Here is a 13,749-nt window from a genome sequence, read left to right as displayed (position 1 = left end):
AGACGCTCTTGACAAGGTCATTACCGCGATGGTATGGATCTTGCTTTTTTATTCAACAGGAAAAGTGGTAGCTACCATACAGCAAGGGGGGGGAATTAAAATTAAAACTGTTAATACCACTGCTATAACTGAAGCCGTGGCAAGGATGAGTCAGGAGGCAAACTATTACCTCGGGCAAGACGTTCTTGAGGGGTTCCAAAAAGCGCTGGATGAGGAGATTTCCGTAACAGGGAAAGAAATACTCCAGCAACTGATTGAAAACGCAAAAATAGCGCGCGAAGAGCTGGTTCCGATGTGCCAGGACACCGGCTATGCTGTTATTTTTGTGGAGCTCGGACAGGATGTCAGGATTGAAGGCGGCGACTTCTACGAGGCGATTCATGAGGGAGTGAGGAGGGGTTATACCGAAGGCTACCTCAGAAAATCCATTGTAAGCCACCCATTGGAGCGTAAAAACACCGGAGATAACACCCCGGCTGTAATTCACACCAAGATTGTGCCCGGTGAAACGCTACGGATTATTATCGCCCCTAAAGGCGGCGGCAGCGAGAACATGAGCCAGATCAAGATGTTAAAACCGGCTGACGGCATAGAAGGCGTCAGAAAATTCGTCATCGACACTGTTAGATCGGCCGGGCCCAACCCCTGCCCGCCAATAGTTGTGGGAGTGGGGATAGGCGGTACATTTGAGAAGTGCGCTCAACTGGCCAAAGAAGCCCTTTTAAGAGAACTGGGCGAGAAGAGCAAGTATCCCGATATAGCTAAACTGGAACAAGAACTTTTAGAAGAAATCAACAAGCTGGGGATTGGACCGCAGGGCTTAGGTGGTAAAACAACAGCACTCGCCGTCAATATTGAAATCTATGCCGCTCACATAGCCAGCCTGCCTGTGGCGGTTAACCTTAACTGCCATGCAGCACGACATAAGGAAACCGTTTTCTAACTATATTTTTGTTTTCGCACCATAATGTTACCACTAAAAAGGGGAGGTGAAACGATTGACCCAAATCAGGTTAACAACTCCGTTAACTGATGAAGATGTTGAGAAACTGAGAATTGGTCAACGGGTTTCCTTAAATGGGACAATCTATACGGGACGTGACGCTGCTCATAAAAGGTTGGTAGAACTGATTGCGGAGGGAAAGGAATTACCTTTTGATCCCAAGGGGCAGGTCATTTATTATGTGGGGCCAACGCCGGCGAAACCGGGAGCTGTTATCGGTTCAGCAGGGCCTACAACCAGTTACAGGATGGATCCCTATGCTCCAAAGCTTTATGAGTTAGGCCTTAAGGCAAGCATCGGCAAAGGACGCCGGTCGGAAGGTGTGATCAACGCTCTGAAGCAAAATAAGGGTGTATATTTTGCTGCGGTTGGCGGAGCAGCTGCCTTAATTTCCAGGAGCATTAAGTCCTGCAAGGTGATCGCTTATCCGGATCTGGGGGCTGAGGCGATCCATGAACTGGTCGTGGAGGATTTCCCAGTTATTGTTGTTAACGATACACTGGGGGGAGACCTCTATGACGAGGGCATCAAAATTTACGCAGCCAAGTAGGGGTAGGTAGAACAAAAACTGCTAAAGGAAGATAACTATAATTTACCCCGGTAGCATTAGAAAATATTTTTACTGCACCAATGGTGCTATAGTGTACCAGGCAAACCTGACTTGTGAGCAGGAAACCTGGATTATGACAAGTGCCCGACCGGTAAGGAATAGCAGGTTGGGCTAGGTTGTTTTCTAAAAAGCTTATAGCTGCAACTCTGGCTATACACAATTAACAGACTTGATAACCCGGCCACAGGATCTTTGTAAAACAAATTAACTTACCGCCCCAATCACTATTCTTTTAGCCATTTATATAATTTCTTTGCTTGAGGCGGTGGAAAGGAGTGAAAAGGCGGCAGAATTGTAAACAAGTCCAAAGGAGATATGGAAACCAACAGCTGTCAATATCAGAACTATGTTTTAAATCTTTATCGTGATTATTGAATGGGAATAGAGATTATAGCTATGCTTATTGCAACATAACCCCAAACGACAAAGATTAGCGTATTCACGGTTATAAATGACCAGAGGGGAGAGATTCAGCCAGTGAAAATGTTTGAGTATATGGGTAAGGAGCTTTTTGCCAAATTCGGCCTTCCAGTCCCGAGCGGCAGAATGATCACCAACCCGGAAGAAGCAGCCGCTGTTGCAGCGGAAATCGGAAAACCAGTAGTTATTAAATCACAGGTTCTGTCAGGTAAAAGGGGTAAAGCCGGGGGAATCAAGTTTGCCGACACTCCTGAGCAGGCTGTGACAGCCGCAAAGGAAATTTTCGGGATGACCATCCAGGGCCTGCCGGTAGAAAGGCTTTTGATTGAAGAGAAATTAAAAATAGATAAAGAACTCTATATGTCCATCACTGTAGACGGCGCAGCTAAAATGCCTGTTCTTATCGCCTCTGCGCACGGCGGCATGGATATCGAGGAAGTTGACGAGGAGTTTATCATTAAGCAGCACATTGACCCTGAACTCGGTATGCATCCCTTTATCGCACGTGATGTGGTAAGAAGGATGGGCATACCTTTAAGCGGTCCTCACGGCAAAGAAATCGTCAAGATTATACAGACCCTTTACAGGATATTTAAACAGAAAGACGCCGAACTGGTTGAAATAAACCCGCTGGTATTCAGCGACGATAAAGTAATCGCAGCCGACTCCAAAGTAACCATCGACGACGACGCCCTTTTCCGTCAGAAAGATCTGCCTTACGTTGAAGAGCGCTCCGCTACTGAAAAAGCCGCCAAAGACCTGGGCCTTTCCTTTGTCGACCTGGACGGCAATATCGCTGTTATGGCCAACGGCGCGGGCATTACCATGGGCACGCTGGATACCCTCCAGTATTACGGTGGGGCTGCCGCCAACTTCCTCGACTGTGGCGGCGGAACCGGACGGGAAGCAACAGCGGAGGCGTTGAAACTACTTATCGCCAAGAATCCCAAGTCCATGATCATCAACATTTTCGGTGGCATTACCCGTTGCGATCAAGTTGCTCTCGCATTTAAAGATATTAAGGAATCAGTAGGATTTCCTTGCCCAGTGGTGATCCGGCTGGTCGGCACCAACCAGGATTTGGGCCGGGAAATTCTTGCTGAAGTCGGTGTTGAGGCATTCGATTTCATGCAGGACGCCGCTAAAAAAGCAGTTGAACTTGCCGCCCAGGGCTAGCACAAATATCTGGAGCTAAATTTGCCCTTAAAAGGCAAATCGCAGGCTTATGAAAAGCTTTGACAAGGAGGAATTGTTAAATTGGCCATTATCATTGATGAAAATACGAATGTACTAGTCATGGGAATGACCGGCAGGCAAGGTACCTTTCACACCAAGCAAATGCTTGACTATGGCACCAAAATTGTAGCCGGCACCAGCCCTGGGAAAGGCGGAGCTATTGTTGAAGGGATACCGGCATACAACAGCGTCCGTGAAGCCTGTGCAAACCACAAAATTGACGCTTCAGTGATATTTGTTCCCGCTGCTGGAACAAAAGACGCCGCTCTTGAATCCATTGAGGCCGGCATTGGCGTAGTTGTGGTTGTCACCGAAGGAGTTCCGGTACATGATGAGATTGAGATGGTTGCCTATGCCAAGCGCAGAGGGACCATCGTTCTAGGCCCGAATACTTTCGGGATCGTGTCTTCCGGCAAATGTAAAATGGGTATTCCCCCCAACAAATACTTTGTGGAAGGTCCTGTCGGCGTAGTAGCCCGCTCCGGGACCTTGACCTATGAGATCGTAGGCAACCTTACCGCTAACGGGCTTGGCCAGACCACCGTTGTAGGCATGGGCGGCGACCGGGTGGTAGGCACAACCTTTATCGATGTTTTACAAATGTTTGAAAAAGACCCGCTTACCAAGGCAGTCGTACTGATTGGTGAAATCGGCGGCAACGCTGAGGAAACAGCTTCTGAATATATCAAAACGATGAGCAAACCGGTAGTTGGCTACATCGCGGGCAAGAGCGCGCCTCCCGGCAAACGGATGGGACATGCCGGCGCCATTATTGAGCGGGGCAAAGGAACATTCCAGGGTAAGGTGGAGGCTCTAACAGCCGCCGGGGCCAAAGTGGCGACCCTTCCTTTTGAAGTACCTGGTCTGATTAAAGAAATGCTCGGCATGTAATTGTTGATCGAAAGGAGGAGATATCTTGTTTATAAAAGATGAACTCGATAAAATTGCCGCAACAAAAGAAGCCTGGGCGGCAAAACTGGCAGCAACCACAAAAAAACGGCCTGAAAGAGAAGCCAAGTTCGCTACCGACTCGGGGTTTGAAATTGACACCGTTTATACCCCAAATAATCTGGCCGGCATGAGCTACGAACAGGACCTCGGGTTGCCTGGAGAATTCCCCTATACCCGGGGCGTTCAACCCAACATGTACCGCGGCCGTCTCTGGACCATGCGCCAATATGCCGGTTTCGGGTCAGCTGAAGAGACCAACCAGCGCTTCCGTTACCTCCTGGAACAGGGGCAGACAGGTTTGAGTTGCGCCTTTGACCTGCCTACCCAGATCGGTTACGACTCCGACCACCCGCTGGCACGGGGCGAAATCGGCAAAGTTGGTGTGGCCATCGACTCCTTAGCGGATATGGAAACCCTCTTTGACCAGATCCCGCTGGGCAAGGTCAGCACATCGATGACCATCAACGCCCCGGCAGGCGTTTTGCTGGCCATGTATATCGCATGCGCGGAAAAACAAGGTTTTACCAAAGCGCAAATTAACGGTACCATCCAAAACGACGTCATCAAGGAATATATTTGCCGGGGCACTTATATCCTGCCGCCGGAGCCCTCAATGCGCCTGATTTCCAACATCTTTGAATACTGCTCCAAGGAAGTCCCGACCTGGAACACGATCAGCATCAGCGGCTATCACATCCGTGAAGCCGGCGCAACCGCCGCGCAAGAGATTGCCTTCACCCTGGCGGACGGTATCGCTTACGTCGACGCAGCTATTAAAGCCGGCTTAAATGTCGACGATTTTGCACCGCGCCTGTCCTTCTTCTTCAACGCCCACCTGAACTTCCTGGAGGAAGTCTCTAAGTTCCGGGCGGCTCGCCGTCTGTGGGCAAGGATTATGAAAGAGCGTTTTGGCGCCAAGAGCCCGAAATCAATGTCTCTGCGCTTCCACACGCAGACGGCCGGTGTCAGCCTGACAGCCCAGCAGCCCATGGTAAACATCATGCGGACTGCCTATGAGGCCCTCTCAGCTGTTCTGGGAGGCACCCAGTCCCTGCATACCAACTCCTACGATGAAGCCCTGGCGCTGCCGAGCAACGAGTCGGTTATGATCGCCCTGCGCACCCAGCAAATCATCGGCTACGAAATCGGTGTTTGCGATGTAGTTGACCCACTGGGCGGCTCATACTATATTGAAAGCCTGACCAATGCGCTGGAAGAAAAAGCCATGGATTATATCGGCAAGATCGACGCCCTGGGCGGCGCTGTAAAAGCCATCGATTACATGCAGAAAGAAATCCACAACGCGGCATACCAGTACCAGCTGGCTATTGACAACAAGAAGAAAACCGTTGTCGGCCTCAACAGGTTCCAAATGGAAGAAAAACCGGTCGAGGGCTTGCTGAAAGTCGACCTTTCCGTTGGAGAACGCCAGGTGGCGAAACTTACGAAAATGAAAGCGGAAAGAGACCAGGCCAGGGTCGCAGCCCTTCTGCAAACAGTCAGGGAAGCAGCACAGAGCGACGCCAACCTGATGCCGGTCTTTGTCGATGCGGTTAAAGAATACGTTACTTTGGGCGAGATCTGCGGCGTCCTGAGAGACGTTTTCGGCGAATACAAGCAGCAAATCGTATTCTAGGGGAGGAGGAAGGCAGATGAGTGAAAAACGCATACGTGTATTGGTAGCCAAGCCTGGCCTTGACGGGCACGACCGCGGCGCCAAGGTTATCGCCCAGGCATTGCGCGACGCCGGGATGGAAGTTGTTTATACCGGATTGCGCCAGACGCCGGAGCAGATTGTCTCGGCAGCGCTGCAGGAAGACGTCAACGTCGTAGGCATGAGCATTCTTTCAGGGGCGCACGGAACCCTATTCCCTGAGGTAGTCAACCTTCTCAGGGAAAAGGGCGCTGGTGACATCCTGGTTATTGGCGGCGGGATCATACCCGAAGACGACATCCCGGCATTGAAAGAAGCCGGTGTGGCTGAAGTGTTTGGACCCGGCACACCACTTGAAAACGTGGTTAAGTACATTCAGGAACACGTATAGATTACTATTATTTATTAAAAATAAAACGCGGGTCGGCCGGCGATATGCCGGCCGCCGGACCCGTGGAGAATTGGGAGTGAGATAGAGGGGATAGGAAATCCACTAAAATTTGGAGGGATCTCGATGATTAAAAAAGTGGACCATATCGGGATTGCGGTTAAGGACCTTGCAGCAACGTTAGCATTTTACGAAGGTATGCTTGGCCTTAAATCAGTCGAAACTGAAGTGGTGGAAGATCAAAAGGTGAAGGTAGCCTTTTTACCCACCGGCGACAGTGAAGTCGAGTTACTGGAATCAACGTCCCCCGACGGCGCCATCGCCAAGTTCATTGAAAAGAACGGTGAAGGGATCCAGCACATAGCTTTCCGGGTGGACAACCTGGAGCAAAGATTGGCTGAACTAAAAGAAAAAGGCGTCCGGCTGATTGATCAGAAACCGAGGCGCGGCGCGGGCGGGGCAAATATAGCGTTCCTGCACCCAAAATCCACCTTCGGTGTCCTTATCGAACTGTGTGAGCGCGACTAGATTGGAGGTAATCACATGAGTATGCAGGATAAACTGGATCTGCTTAATAAACTAAGGGCAGACGTCGAAGCTGGCGGTGGCCAGAAAAGGATCGACAAGCAGCATGAAGGGGGCAAAAAGACCGCCCGCGAGCGGATCAACGAATTGTTTGACCCGGGCTCCTTTAAAGAAATCGACGTATTTGCCAACACAGAGATTGAATACAAAAAGGTGAAGAACCCCGGTGAAGGTGTTGTCGGCGGCTACGGGACCATCGGCGGCCGCAGGGTTTATATCTTCGCCCAGGACTTCACCGTAGTAGGGGGCTCACTTGGACGCGTTCACGCCGCGAAGATTTGCAAGGTACTCGATATGGCCATGACAGTAGGGGCGCCGGTAATCGGCATCTGTGATTCCGGCGGCGCCAGGATCCAGGAAGGTGTAGACGCTCTTGACGGATATGGGCAGATCTTCTTCCGCAATACTGTCGCTTCCGGTGTAATCCCCCAGATTTCAGTAATTATGGGACCCTGCGCAGGGGGCGCTGTGTACTCCCCGGCTCTGACCGACTTCATTATGATGGTTTCCGGAACCAGCCAGATGTTTATTACCGGCCCGCTGGTGATCAAAGCAACAACCGGTGAGGATGTAAGCCAGGAGGCCTTGGGCGGAGCCTCCACGCACAACCAGGTTAGCGGCGTGGCGCACTTCCTGGCCAACAGTGAAGAGGAATGCCTGGCCCAAATCAAATCCCTAATCAGTTACCTTCCCTTAAACAACCTGGAAGACCCGCCGGTATTCCCGGCAGTTGAACCCGCCTTGGACAAAGAGACTTTGCTTAGCGTTATTCCTGATGACGCCAACAAAGGTTATGACGTCCGCAACCTGATCAATGCCGTGGTGGACGCCGGTTCTTTACTGGAAGTACACCAATTCTATGCAATAAACGGTGTCGTAGGCTTCGCCAGGATCAACGGTCAATCGGTAGGAATTATAGCCAACCAGCCGAGGGTCCTGGCAGGCTGCCTGGACATCAACGTTTCAGACAAAATCGCGCGTCAGATTCGTTTCTGCGACTGCTTCAACATTCCCATTATTACTTTCATGGATGTGCCGGGCTTCCTCCCCGGTGTGCAACAGGAATACGGCGGGATTATCCGGCACGGCGCCAAGATGCTGTACGCCTACTCCGAGGCGACGGTCCCCAAGATCACGATTATTACCCGTAAGGCTTATGGGGGAGCCTATCTGGCCATGTGCGCAGCCTCACTGCGGGCTGACTCCACATTTGCCTGGCCCAGCGCTGAAATCGCCGTGATGGGCCCGGAAGGGGCGGTTAACGTCATTAACCGCAAGGAAATTGCCGCGGCTGAAAACCCGGTTGAAACGCGCAAACAGCTGGTGCAGGATTACCGTGACCGCTTTGCCAACCCCTATATTGCCAGTGCCAGAGGCTTCATTCAGGATGTAATCGACCCGCGTGAAACCAGAGCCAACATTATTGAAGCCCTGCATAACCTGTCAACCAAACGTGAGAGCAGGCCCCGGAAAAAACACGGTAACATTCCCATGTAGTGTTGGAGTACCGGCAAGGAGGAGGAATAACACATGTCTGCAGCCACTAAAACAAAGGCCGGTATCAAACCCGAAGTACTGGCCGCTATAACAGCGGCAATTGCCCTTTACGGCTTCTCAGCGCAAGAAGGTTATCAGGTCAGGAAAGTCACCAAGGGCATGAGCCCCTGGAGAAAAGCCGGCATAACTGAGATTATGCTAGGTCGTGATTTAAACAGGGACTATATGTAATTAATACGGCAGTTAGAACAGGCCTACCATTTAGGAGGGAAACTGTATGCAAAAGTTTAAGATTACGGTAAATGGCGAAGTTTATGAAGTTGAAGTTGAAGCAATTGGTGGAAGCGCAGCAGCAGCGCCAGCCCCGGTAGCTCCGCCGCCTGCTCCTGTTGCGGCTCCCCCGGCGGCGCCGGCCCCGGCCGCTCCCGCGGCAGCCCCGGCGCCAACCGCGGCCCCCAAACCTGCCGCAGGTGGTGGCGGTGGCGGCGCTTTATGCGCCCCTATGCCCGGCACCATTCTTGATGTTAGAGTCAAAGTGGGCGATGCTGTTAAGGTTGGCGATGTGTTGCTGATCCTGGAAGCCATGAAGATGGAAAATGAGCTCCAGGCCGACAAAGCCGGGACAATTAAAGAAGTCAAGGTAACCAAGGGACAGGCTGTTAACGGTGGAGATCAACTGATCATAATCGGCTAAAACTTAAAGGTCGGAGGCGCTGCTATGGCGCCTCTGCCGGAGCATCACCGGCAAGATAAATGTAATACTATTTATTTTAGGTTGGGAGGGATATTTTATGATGAAAAGAAAAAAGATTACCGTCGTTGGCGCAGGTAACGTCGGCGCAACATGTGCTCACTGGGCAGCGGCAAGGGAACTGGGCGATGTTGTTCTGGTTGACGTTGTCGAAGGGGTTCCCCAGGGTAAAGCCCTCGACCTGATGCAAGCTGCTCCAATTTATCGCTATGACAGCATCATTACCGGGACCAATAACTATGAGGACACAGCTGATTCAGACGTGGCCATCATTACCGCCGGTATTGCCCGTAAGCCCGGGATGAGCCGGGACGACCTCTTGAATATCAACTACAAGATTGTCGTCTCGTGTGCGGAGAACATTGCCCGCTATTCACCGAACTGCACGATTATTGTCGTATCCAACCCGCTCGATGTCATGGTCTATGCTGCCTATAAGGCTACCGGCTTCCCGGCCAACCGCGTTTTCGGCCAGGCCGGCGTGCTCGATTCGGCCCGTTTCCGCACCTTCCTGGCGCTGGAACTTGGTGTTTCCTTTGAAGATGTCAGCGCCATGGTGCTTGGCGGACACGGGGATACCATGGTGCCCGTACTAAGCCATTCCTTTGCGGGGGGTATCCCTATTACACAATTAATACCAGCCGAACGGCTTGCTGAGATCGTCAAGAGAACCGCTCACGGCGGCGCGGAGATTGTGAGCTTCCTTAAGACCGGCAGCGCTTACTATGCTCCTTCTGCTGCCTGCGTGCAGATGGCTGAAGCGGTGCTTAAAGATAAAAAACGTATTATGCCCGTAGCCTGCTATCTGAATGGTGAATATGGCGCCAAAGACCTTTATACCGGTGTGCCTGCATTGATCGGCGGCAATGGTGTAGAAAAGATATATGAACTTGATTTGACTGCGGAAGAAAAAGCCGCCCTGGATAATTCCATCCAGGCCGTTCGCGACCTGATGAAGGTAGTTGGGCTGTAGTACCTTGACTAAAGTCCAGCCAGCGAGAAAAGGGGAGGATAATAAGATGGCAACTAAAGGCCCAAAAGCTGCTTTGATAACCGATACAACATTCCGGGATGCCCACCAGTCGCTGTTGGCGACCCGGATGAAAACCGAGCACATGATTCCCATCGCGGAAAAACACGATGAAATCGGCTTCTATTCCATGGAAATGTGGGGTGGGGCCACCTTCGATACCTGTATGCGCTTTTGTGGTGATGATCCCTGGGAACGTCTACGTGTAATCAGGCGTCACCTTAAAAAGACCAAGACTCAAATGCTTTTGAGAGGGCAGAACATCGTCGGTTACCGGAACTATGCTGATGACGTTCTAATTGAATTCATCAAAAAAGCCGTTTTTAACGGCATGGATATCTTCCGCTGCTTCGACGCATTAAACGACTACCGCAACCTGGAAGTAGCAATCAAAACTGTTATTGACGAGGGCGCACACGCGCAGGGCACCATCTGCTACGCCATCAGCCCGGTGCATACAGTTGAATATTATGTAAAATTGGCTAAAGAACTGGAATCGATGGGGGTCCATTCAATTGCGATCAAGGATATGGCCGGCATTATTGCACCTTATATAACTTACAATATTGTAAAAGGGATGAGGGATGCCGGAATAACCGTACCGATCCAAATTCACTGCCACTATACCAGCGGCATGGGCGCCATGGCCTATATGAAAGGTATAGAAGCAGGCGCCAATATCATTGACTGTGCCATATCGCCTATGTCTGTACAGACTTCGCAGCCATCCATTGAAGTCATGTGTGCAGCTTTTGAAGGTACTGAGTATGATCCTGGTTTAGACCTTAAACCCATGATTGAACTTGCAGATTATTGGAAGAACATCCGGCCGCTTTACGCTGCGTTCGATCTGGCGCAGAAATACCCGGACGCCGGCATCCTGGTATCCCAGGTGCCCGGCGGCATGATGTCCAACTTCCTCTCCCAGCTGCAGCAGGCTAACGCTCTGCACCGGCTGCCCGAGGTGCTTGAGGAAATGCCCAGAGTGCAGGAAGACTTCGGTTGGCCGCCTCTGGTAACCCCGTCCAGCCAGATCGTTGGCTCTCAGGCGGTGCTGAACGTCCTCATGGGCCGCTATAAGATGTGCACCAACGAAGTCAAACAGTACATGCGCGGTTATTACGGCCGTCCTCCGGCTCCCATCAATGAAGAAGCACGCAAGATGATCATTGGTGATGAACAGCCGATTACCTGCCGCCCCGCCGACATGCTGGAACCGGAACTGCCCAAGGCCAAGGAAATGATCGCTCCGGTCATGGAGAAAGAGGAAGATATCATTTCCTGCGCCATTTACCCGCAGGTAGCGCCCAAGTTCCTGGAAGAAAGGATGTCCAAAAAGCTCAACGTTGATGTTGAACTAGCCAAGAGAAGCTCTGAATTCTATCCTGTTTAGTTTGAATTTCGTGAATATATACAATAGACTGACGGGAGGTTGACGGACCGCCAGTATAGCGGTCCGCAAAAACTTTTTCAAAATAACGAATAAACGAACTGTTTAAAATTTATAGTGTTCCAACAGCCTTGACATGTGGTAAGATACTAAATGTATTAATTCTATGCCGAAATTGCAAAAGTTTTATTTTCCTGGGCTTATATTGGCTTGAACCCGGAACTCAAAGGAGGTTAACTAATTAATGGCAAAAGACAAGATGAAGACGATGGACGGTACTAAGGCGGCGGCATATGTCTCCTATGCTTTTACCGAATGCGCCTGCATTTTCCCCATCACTCCATCCTCTCCAATGGCAGAATATGTTGACGAGTGGAGCGCACAGGGGCTGAAAAATATTTTCGGTCAAACGGTGGACGTTACGGAAATGCAATCTGAAGCAGGCGCTGCCGCAGCCATGCACGGCGCTTTATGCGCGGGCGCGTTAACAACAAGCTATACAGCGTCACAAGGCTTGCTCTTGATGATCCCCAGCATGTACAAAATAGCCGGCGAACTTCTCCCCGGCGTGCTGCACGTAACAGCCCGCAGCATCGCAACCCATGCGTTGAACATTTTCGGTGACCACTCCGATGTAATGTCAACTGTCCAAACGGGCTTTGCTTTACTGTGCTCCAACAGTGTTCAGGAAGTTATTGATATCGGTGGCGTCGCCCACCTGGCCGCCATCAAGTCCAGGGTACCTTTCCTGCACTTCTATGATGGTTTCAGAACTTCCCACGAGCAGCAGAAGGTAGAGGTCATCGATTATGATGATTTTGCCAAACTGGTTGACATGGACGCTGTCAAGGCATTCCGGGACAACAGCTTGAATCCTGACCGCCCGGTTATCAGGGGCTCCAACCAGAACCCGGATATTTTCTTCCAGGCCCGAGAGGCTTGCAGCCCGTTCTTCGAGCCAGTCCCCGATATCGTAAATGAGTATATGCAGGAAATCGGCAAGATCACCGGCCGGGAATATAAACCGTTTGATTATTACGGAGATCCGGACGCCGAAAACATCATCGTGGCCATGGGATCTGTCTGCGATACCGCTGAAGAGACCATCAACTACCTGATGGCCAAGGGAGAAAAGGTAGGTATGATCAAAGTACACCTGTACAGACCTTTCTCAGCGAAATACTTCTTTGACGTATACCCGAAGACTGTCAAGAGAATTGCCGTACTTGACCGGATTAAGACCCCGGGTTCCCCCGGAGAACCTCTGTATAACGACATTTGCAACTTATTCTTCAACTCAGATGTTGAAAAACCGCTTGTTGTTGGCGGACGTTACGGTCTGGGCTCTAAAGACACCCTGCCCTCCGATATCGTAGCTGTATATGAAAACCTGAAAGCGGATGAACCAAAGAATAATTTCACCATCAGCATTATCGACGACGTATCCTTTACATCCCTGGAAAGGGGAGAGGATATCGACGTTGCTCCGGAAGGGACCATCCAGTGCAAATTCTGGGGGTTAGGTTCTGACGGTACAGTCGGCGCCAACAAACAGGCTGTCGAAATTATTGGTGACCACACCGACCTTTTTGCGCAAGCCTATTTTGCCTATGACTCCAAAAAGTCAGGCGGCATCACCGTTTCCCACCTGCGCTTTGGCAAAAAGCCCATTAAGGCGCCTTACCTGATTAACACAGCTGACTTCATTTCCTGCAGCAACCAGTCTTATGTGAACGTTTATGATTTAACTGCAGGTCTCAAACCTGGCGGCGCCTTCCTGCTCAACTGTGTCTGGTCACCGGAAGAGTTGGAAGAAAAACTGCCGGCAAAGATTAAGAGATATCTTGCTAAAAACAAAATTAACTTCTTTACAATCAACGCTGTGGAAATCGCCAGGGAACTTGGATTGGGCAACCGTACCAATATGATCATGCAGGCGGCTTTCTTCAAACTGGCAAGAGTCATTCCTATTGACGAAGCTGTTGGTTACATGAAAGACCAGATCATGAAAGCTTACGGCAAAAAAGGCGATAAGATCGTCAACATGAACAATGCTTCTGTTGATGCCGGTATCAGCAGCCTGGTGAAAATTGATATTCCCGCCGCCTGGGCTGACGCTCCTGATGAGCCGGTTGTAGAAAAAGACGAGCCCGATTTCATTAAGAACGTCTTGCGGATCATGGCCAGGAACGAGGGAGATACGCTTCCCGTCAGCGCCTTTAAAGGTGTGGAAG

Annotated in this window: 13 protein-coding genes; all 13 read left to right on the top strand. The window is 50.8% G+C overall.

From position 1 onward, the window contains the following. The first annotated feature begins 100 nt into the window (after nt 1-100). Nucleotides 101-943 carry a fumarate hydratase gene (locus Psfp_RS09420; RefSeq protein ID WP_282434333.1) on the top strand — a complete coding sequence of 281 codons (843 nt, stop codon included), beginning with the start codon at nt 101-103 and terminating at the stop codon, nt 941-943. 55 nt (nt 944-998) lie between these two features. Next, nucleotides 999-1,553 carry a Fe-S-containing hydro-lyase gene (locus Psfp_RS09415; protein WP_134218292.1) on the top strand — a complete coding sequence of 185 codons (555 nt, stop codon included), beginning with the start codon at nt 999-1,001 and terminating at the stop codon, nt 1,551-1,553. A gap of 537 nt (nt 1,554-2,090) precedes the next feature. Then, the gene (sucC, locus tag Psfp_RS09410; RefSeq protein ID WP_134218291.1) at nt 2,091-3,209 is read left to right on the top strand and encodes an ADP-forming succinate--CoA ligase subunit beta; all 1,119 of its coding nucleotides are present in this window, start codon (nt 2,091-2,093) and stop codon (nt 3,207-3,209) included. 81 nt (nt 3,210-3,290) lie between these two features. After that, entirely contained in the window at nt 3,291-4,160 is an 870-nt protein-coding gene (gene sucD, locus Psfp_RS09405; RefSeq protein ID WP_134218290.1) for a succinate--CoA ligase subunit alpha, read from the top strand. Nucleotides 4,161-4,185: 25 nt separating this feature from the next. Further along, the gene (locus tag Psfp_RS09400) at nt 4,186-5,856 is read left to right on the top strand and encodes a methylmalonyl-CoA mutase family protein (protein WP_134218289.1); all 1,671 of its coding nucleotides are present in this window, start codon (nt 4,186-4,188) and stop codon (nt 5,854-5,856) included. Nucleotides 5,857-5,872: 16 nt separating this feature from the next. Then, nucleotides 5,873-6,265 (top strand): cobalamin B12-binding domain-containing protein, encoded by a 393-nt coding sequence (locus Psfp_RS09395; protein WP_134218288.1) that lies wholly within the window; start codon nt 5,873-5,875, stop codon nt 6,263-6,265. Between the two features lie 123 nt (nt 6,266-6,388). Further along, a complete protein-coding gene (mce, locus tag Psfp_RS09390; protein ID WP_134218287.1) occupies nt 6,389-6,790 on the top strand; it encodes a methylmalonyl-CoA epimerase in 402 nt (133 codons plus the stop codon). Nucleotides 6,791-6,805: 15 nt separating this feature from the next. After that, the gene (locus Psfp_RS09385; RefSeq protein WP_134218286.1) at nt 6,806-8,344 is read left to right on the top strand and encodes a carboxyl transferase domain-containing protein; all 1,539 of its coding nucleotides are present in this window, start codon (nt 6,806-6,808) and stop codon (nt 8,342-8,344) included. Nucleotides 8,345-8,377: 33 nt separating this feature from the next. After that, nucleotides 8,378-8,575 (top strand): hypothetical protein, encoded by a 198-nt coding sequence (locus tag Psfp_RS09380; RefSeq protein ID WP_134218285.1) that lies wholly within the window; start codon nt 8,378-8,380, stop codon nt 8,573-8,575. Nucleotides 8,576-8,621: 46 nt separating this feature from the next. Then, entirely contained in the window at nt 8,622-9,038 is a 417-nt protein-coding gene (locus Psfp_RS09375; protein WP_134218284.1) for a biotin/lipoyl-containing protein, read from the top strand. Nucleotides 9,039-9,138: 100 nt separating this feature from the next. After that, nucleotides 9,139-10,068, top strand: a complete 930-nt coding sequence (gene mdh / locus Psfp_RS09370; protein WP_134218333.1) for a malate dehydrogenase — start codon at nt 9,139-9,141, stop codon at nt 10,066-10,068. Between the two features lie 46 nt (nt 10,069-10,114). Further along, nucleotides 10,115-11,518: a pyruvate carboxylase subunit B gene (locus tag Psfp_RS09365; protein WP_134218283.1), complete on the top strand. Its 1,404-nt coding sequence runs from the start codon at nt 10,115-10,117 to the stop codon at nt 11,516-11,518. Between the two features lie 241 nt (nt 11,519-11,759). After that, nucleotides 11,760-13,749 (top strand): pyruvate:ferredoxin (flavodoxin) oxidoreductase (nifJ, locus tag Psfp_RS09360; protein WP_134218282.1); only part of this gene is annotated, 1,990 nt, incomplete at its 3' end.

Origin of the sequence: Pelotomaculum sp. FP (assembly GCF_004369245.1) — a bacterium.
Classification (GTDB): domain Bacteria; phylum Bacillota; class Desulfotomaculia; order Desulfotomaculales; family Pelotomaculaceae; genus Pelotomaculum_C; species Pelotomaculum_C schinkii.
Note: the sequence above shows the minus strand (reverse complement) of the source record. Positions and strands in the feature narration are given on the sequence as shown.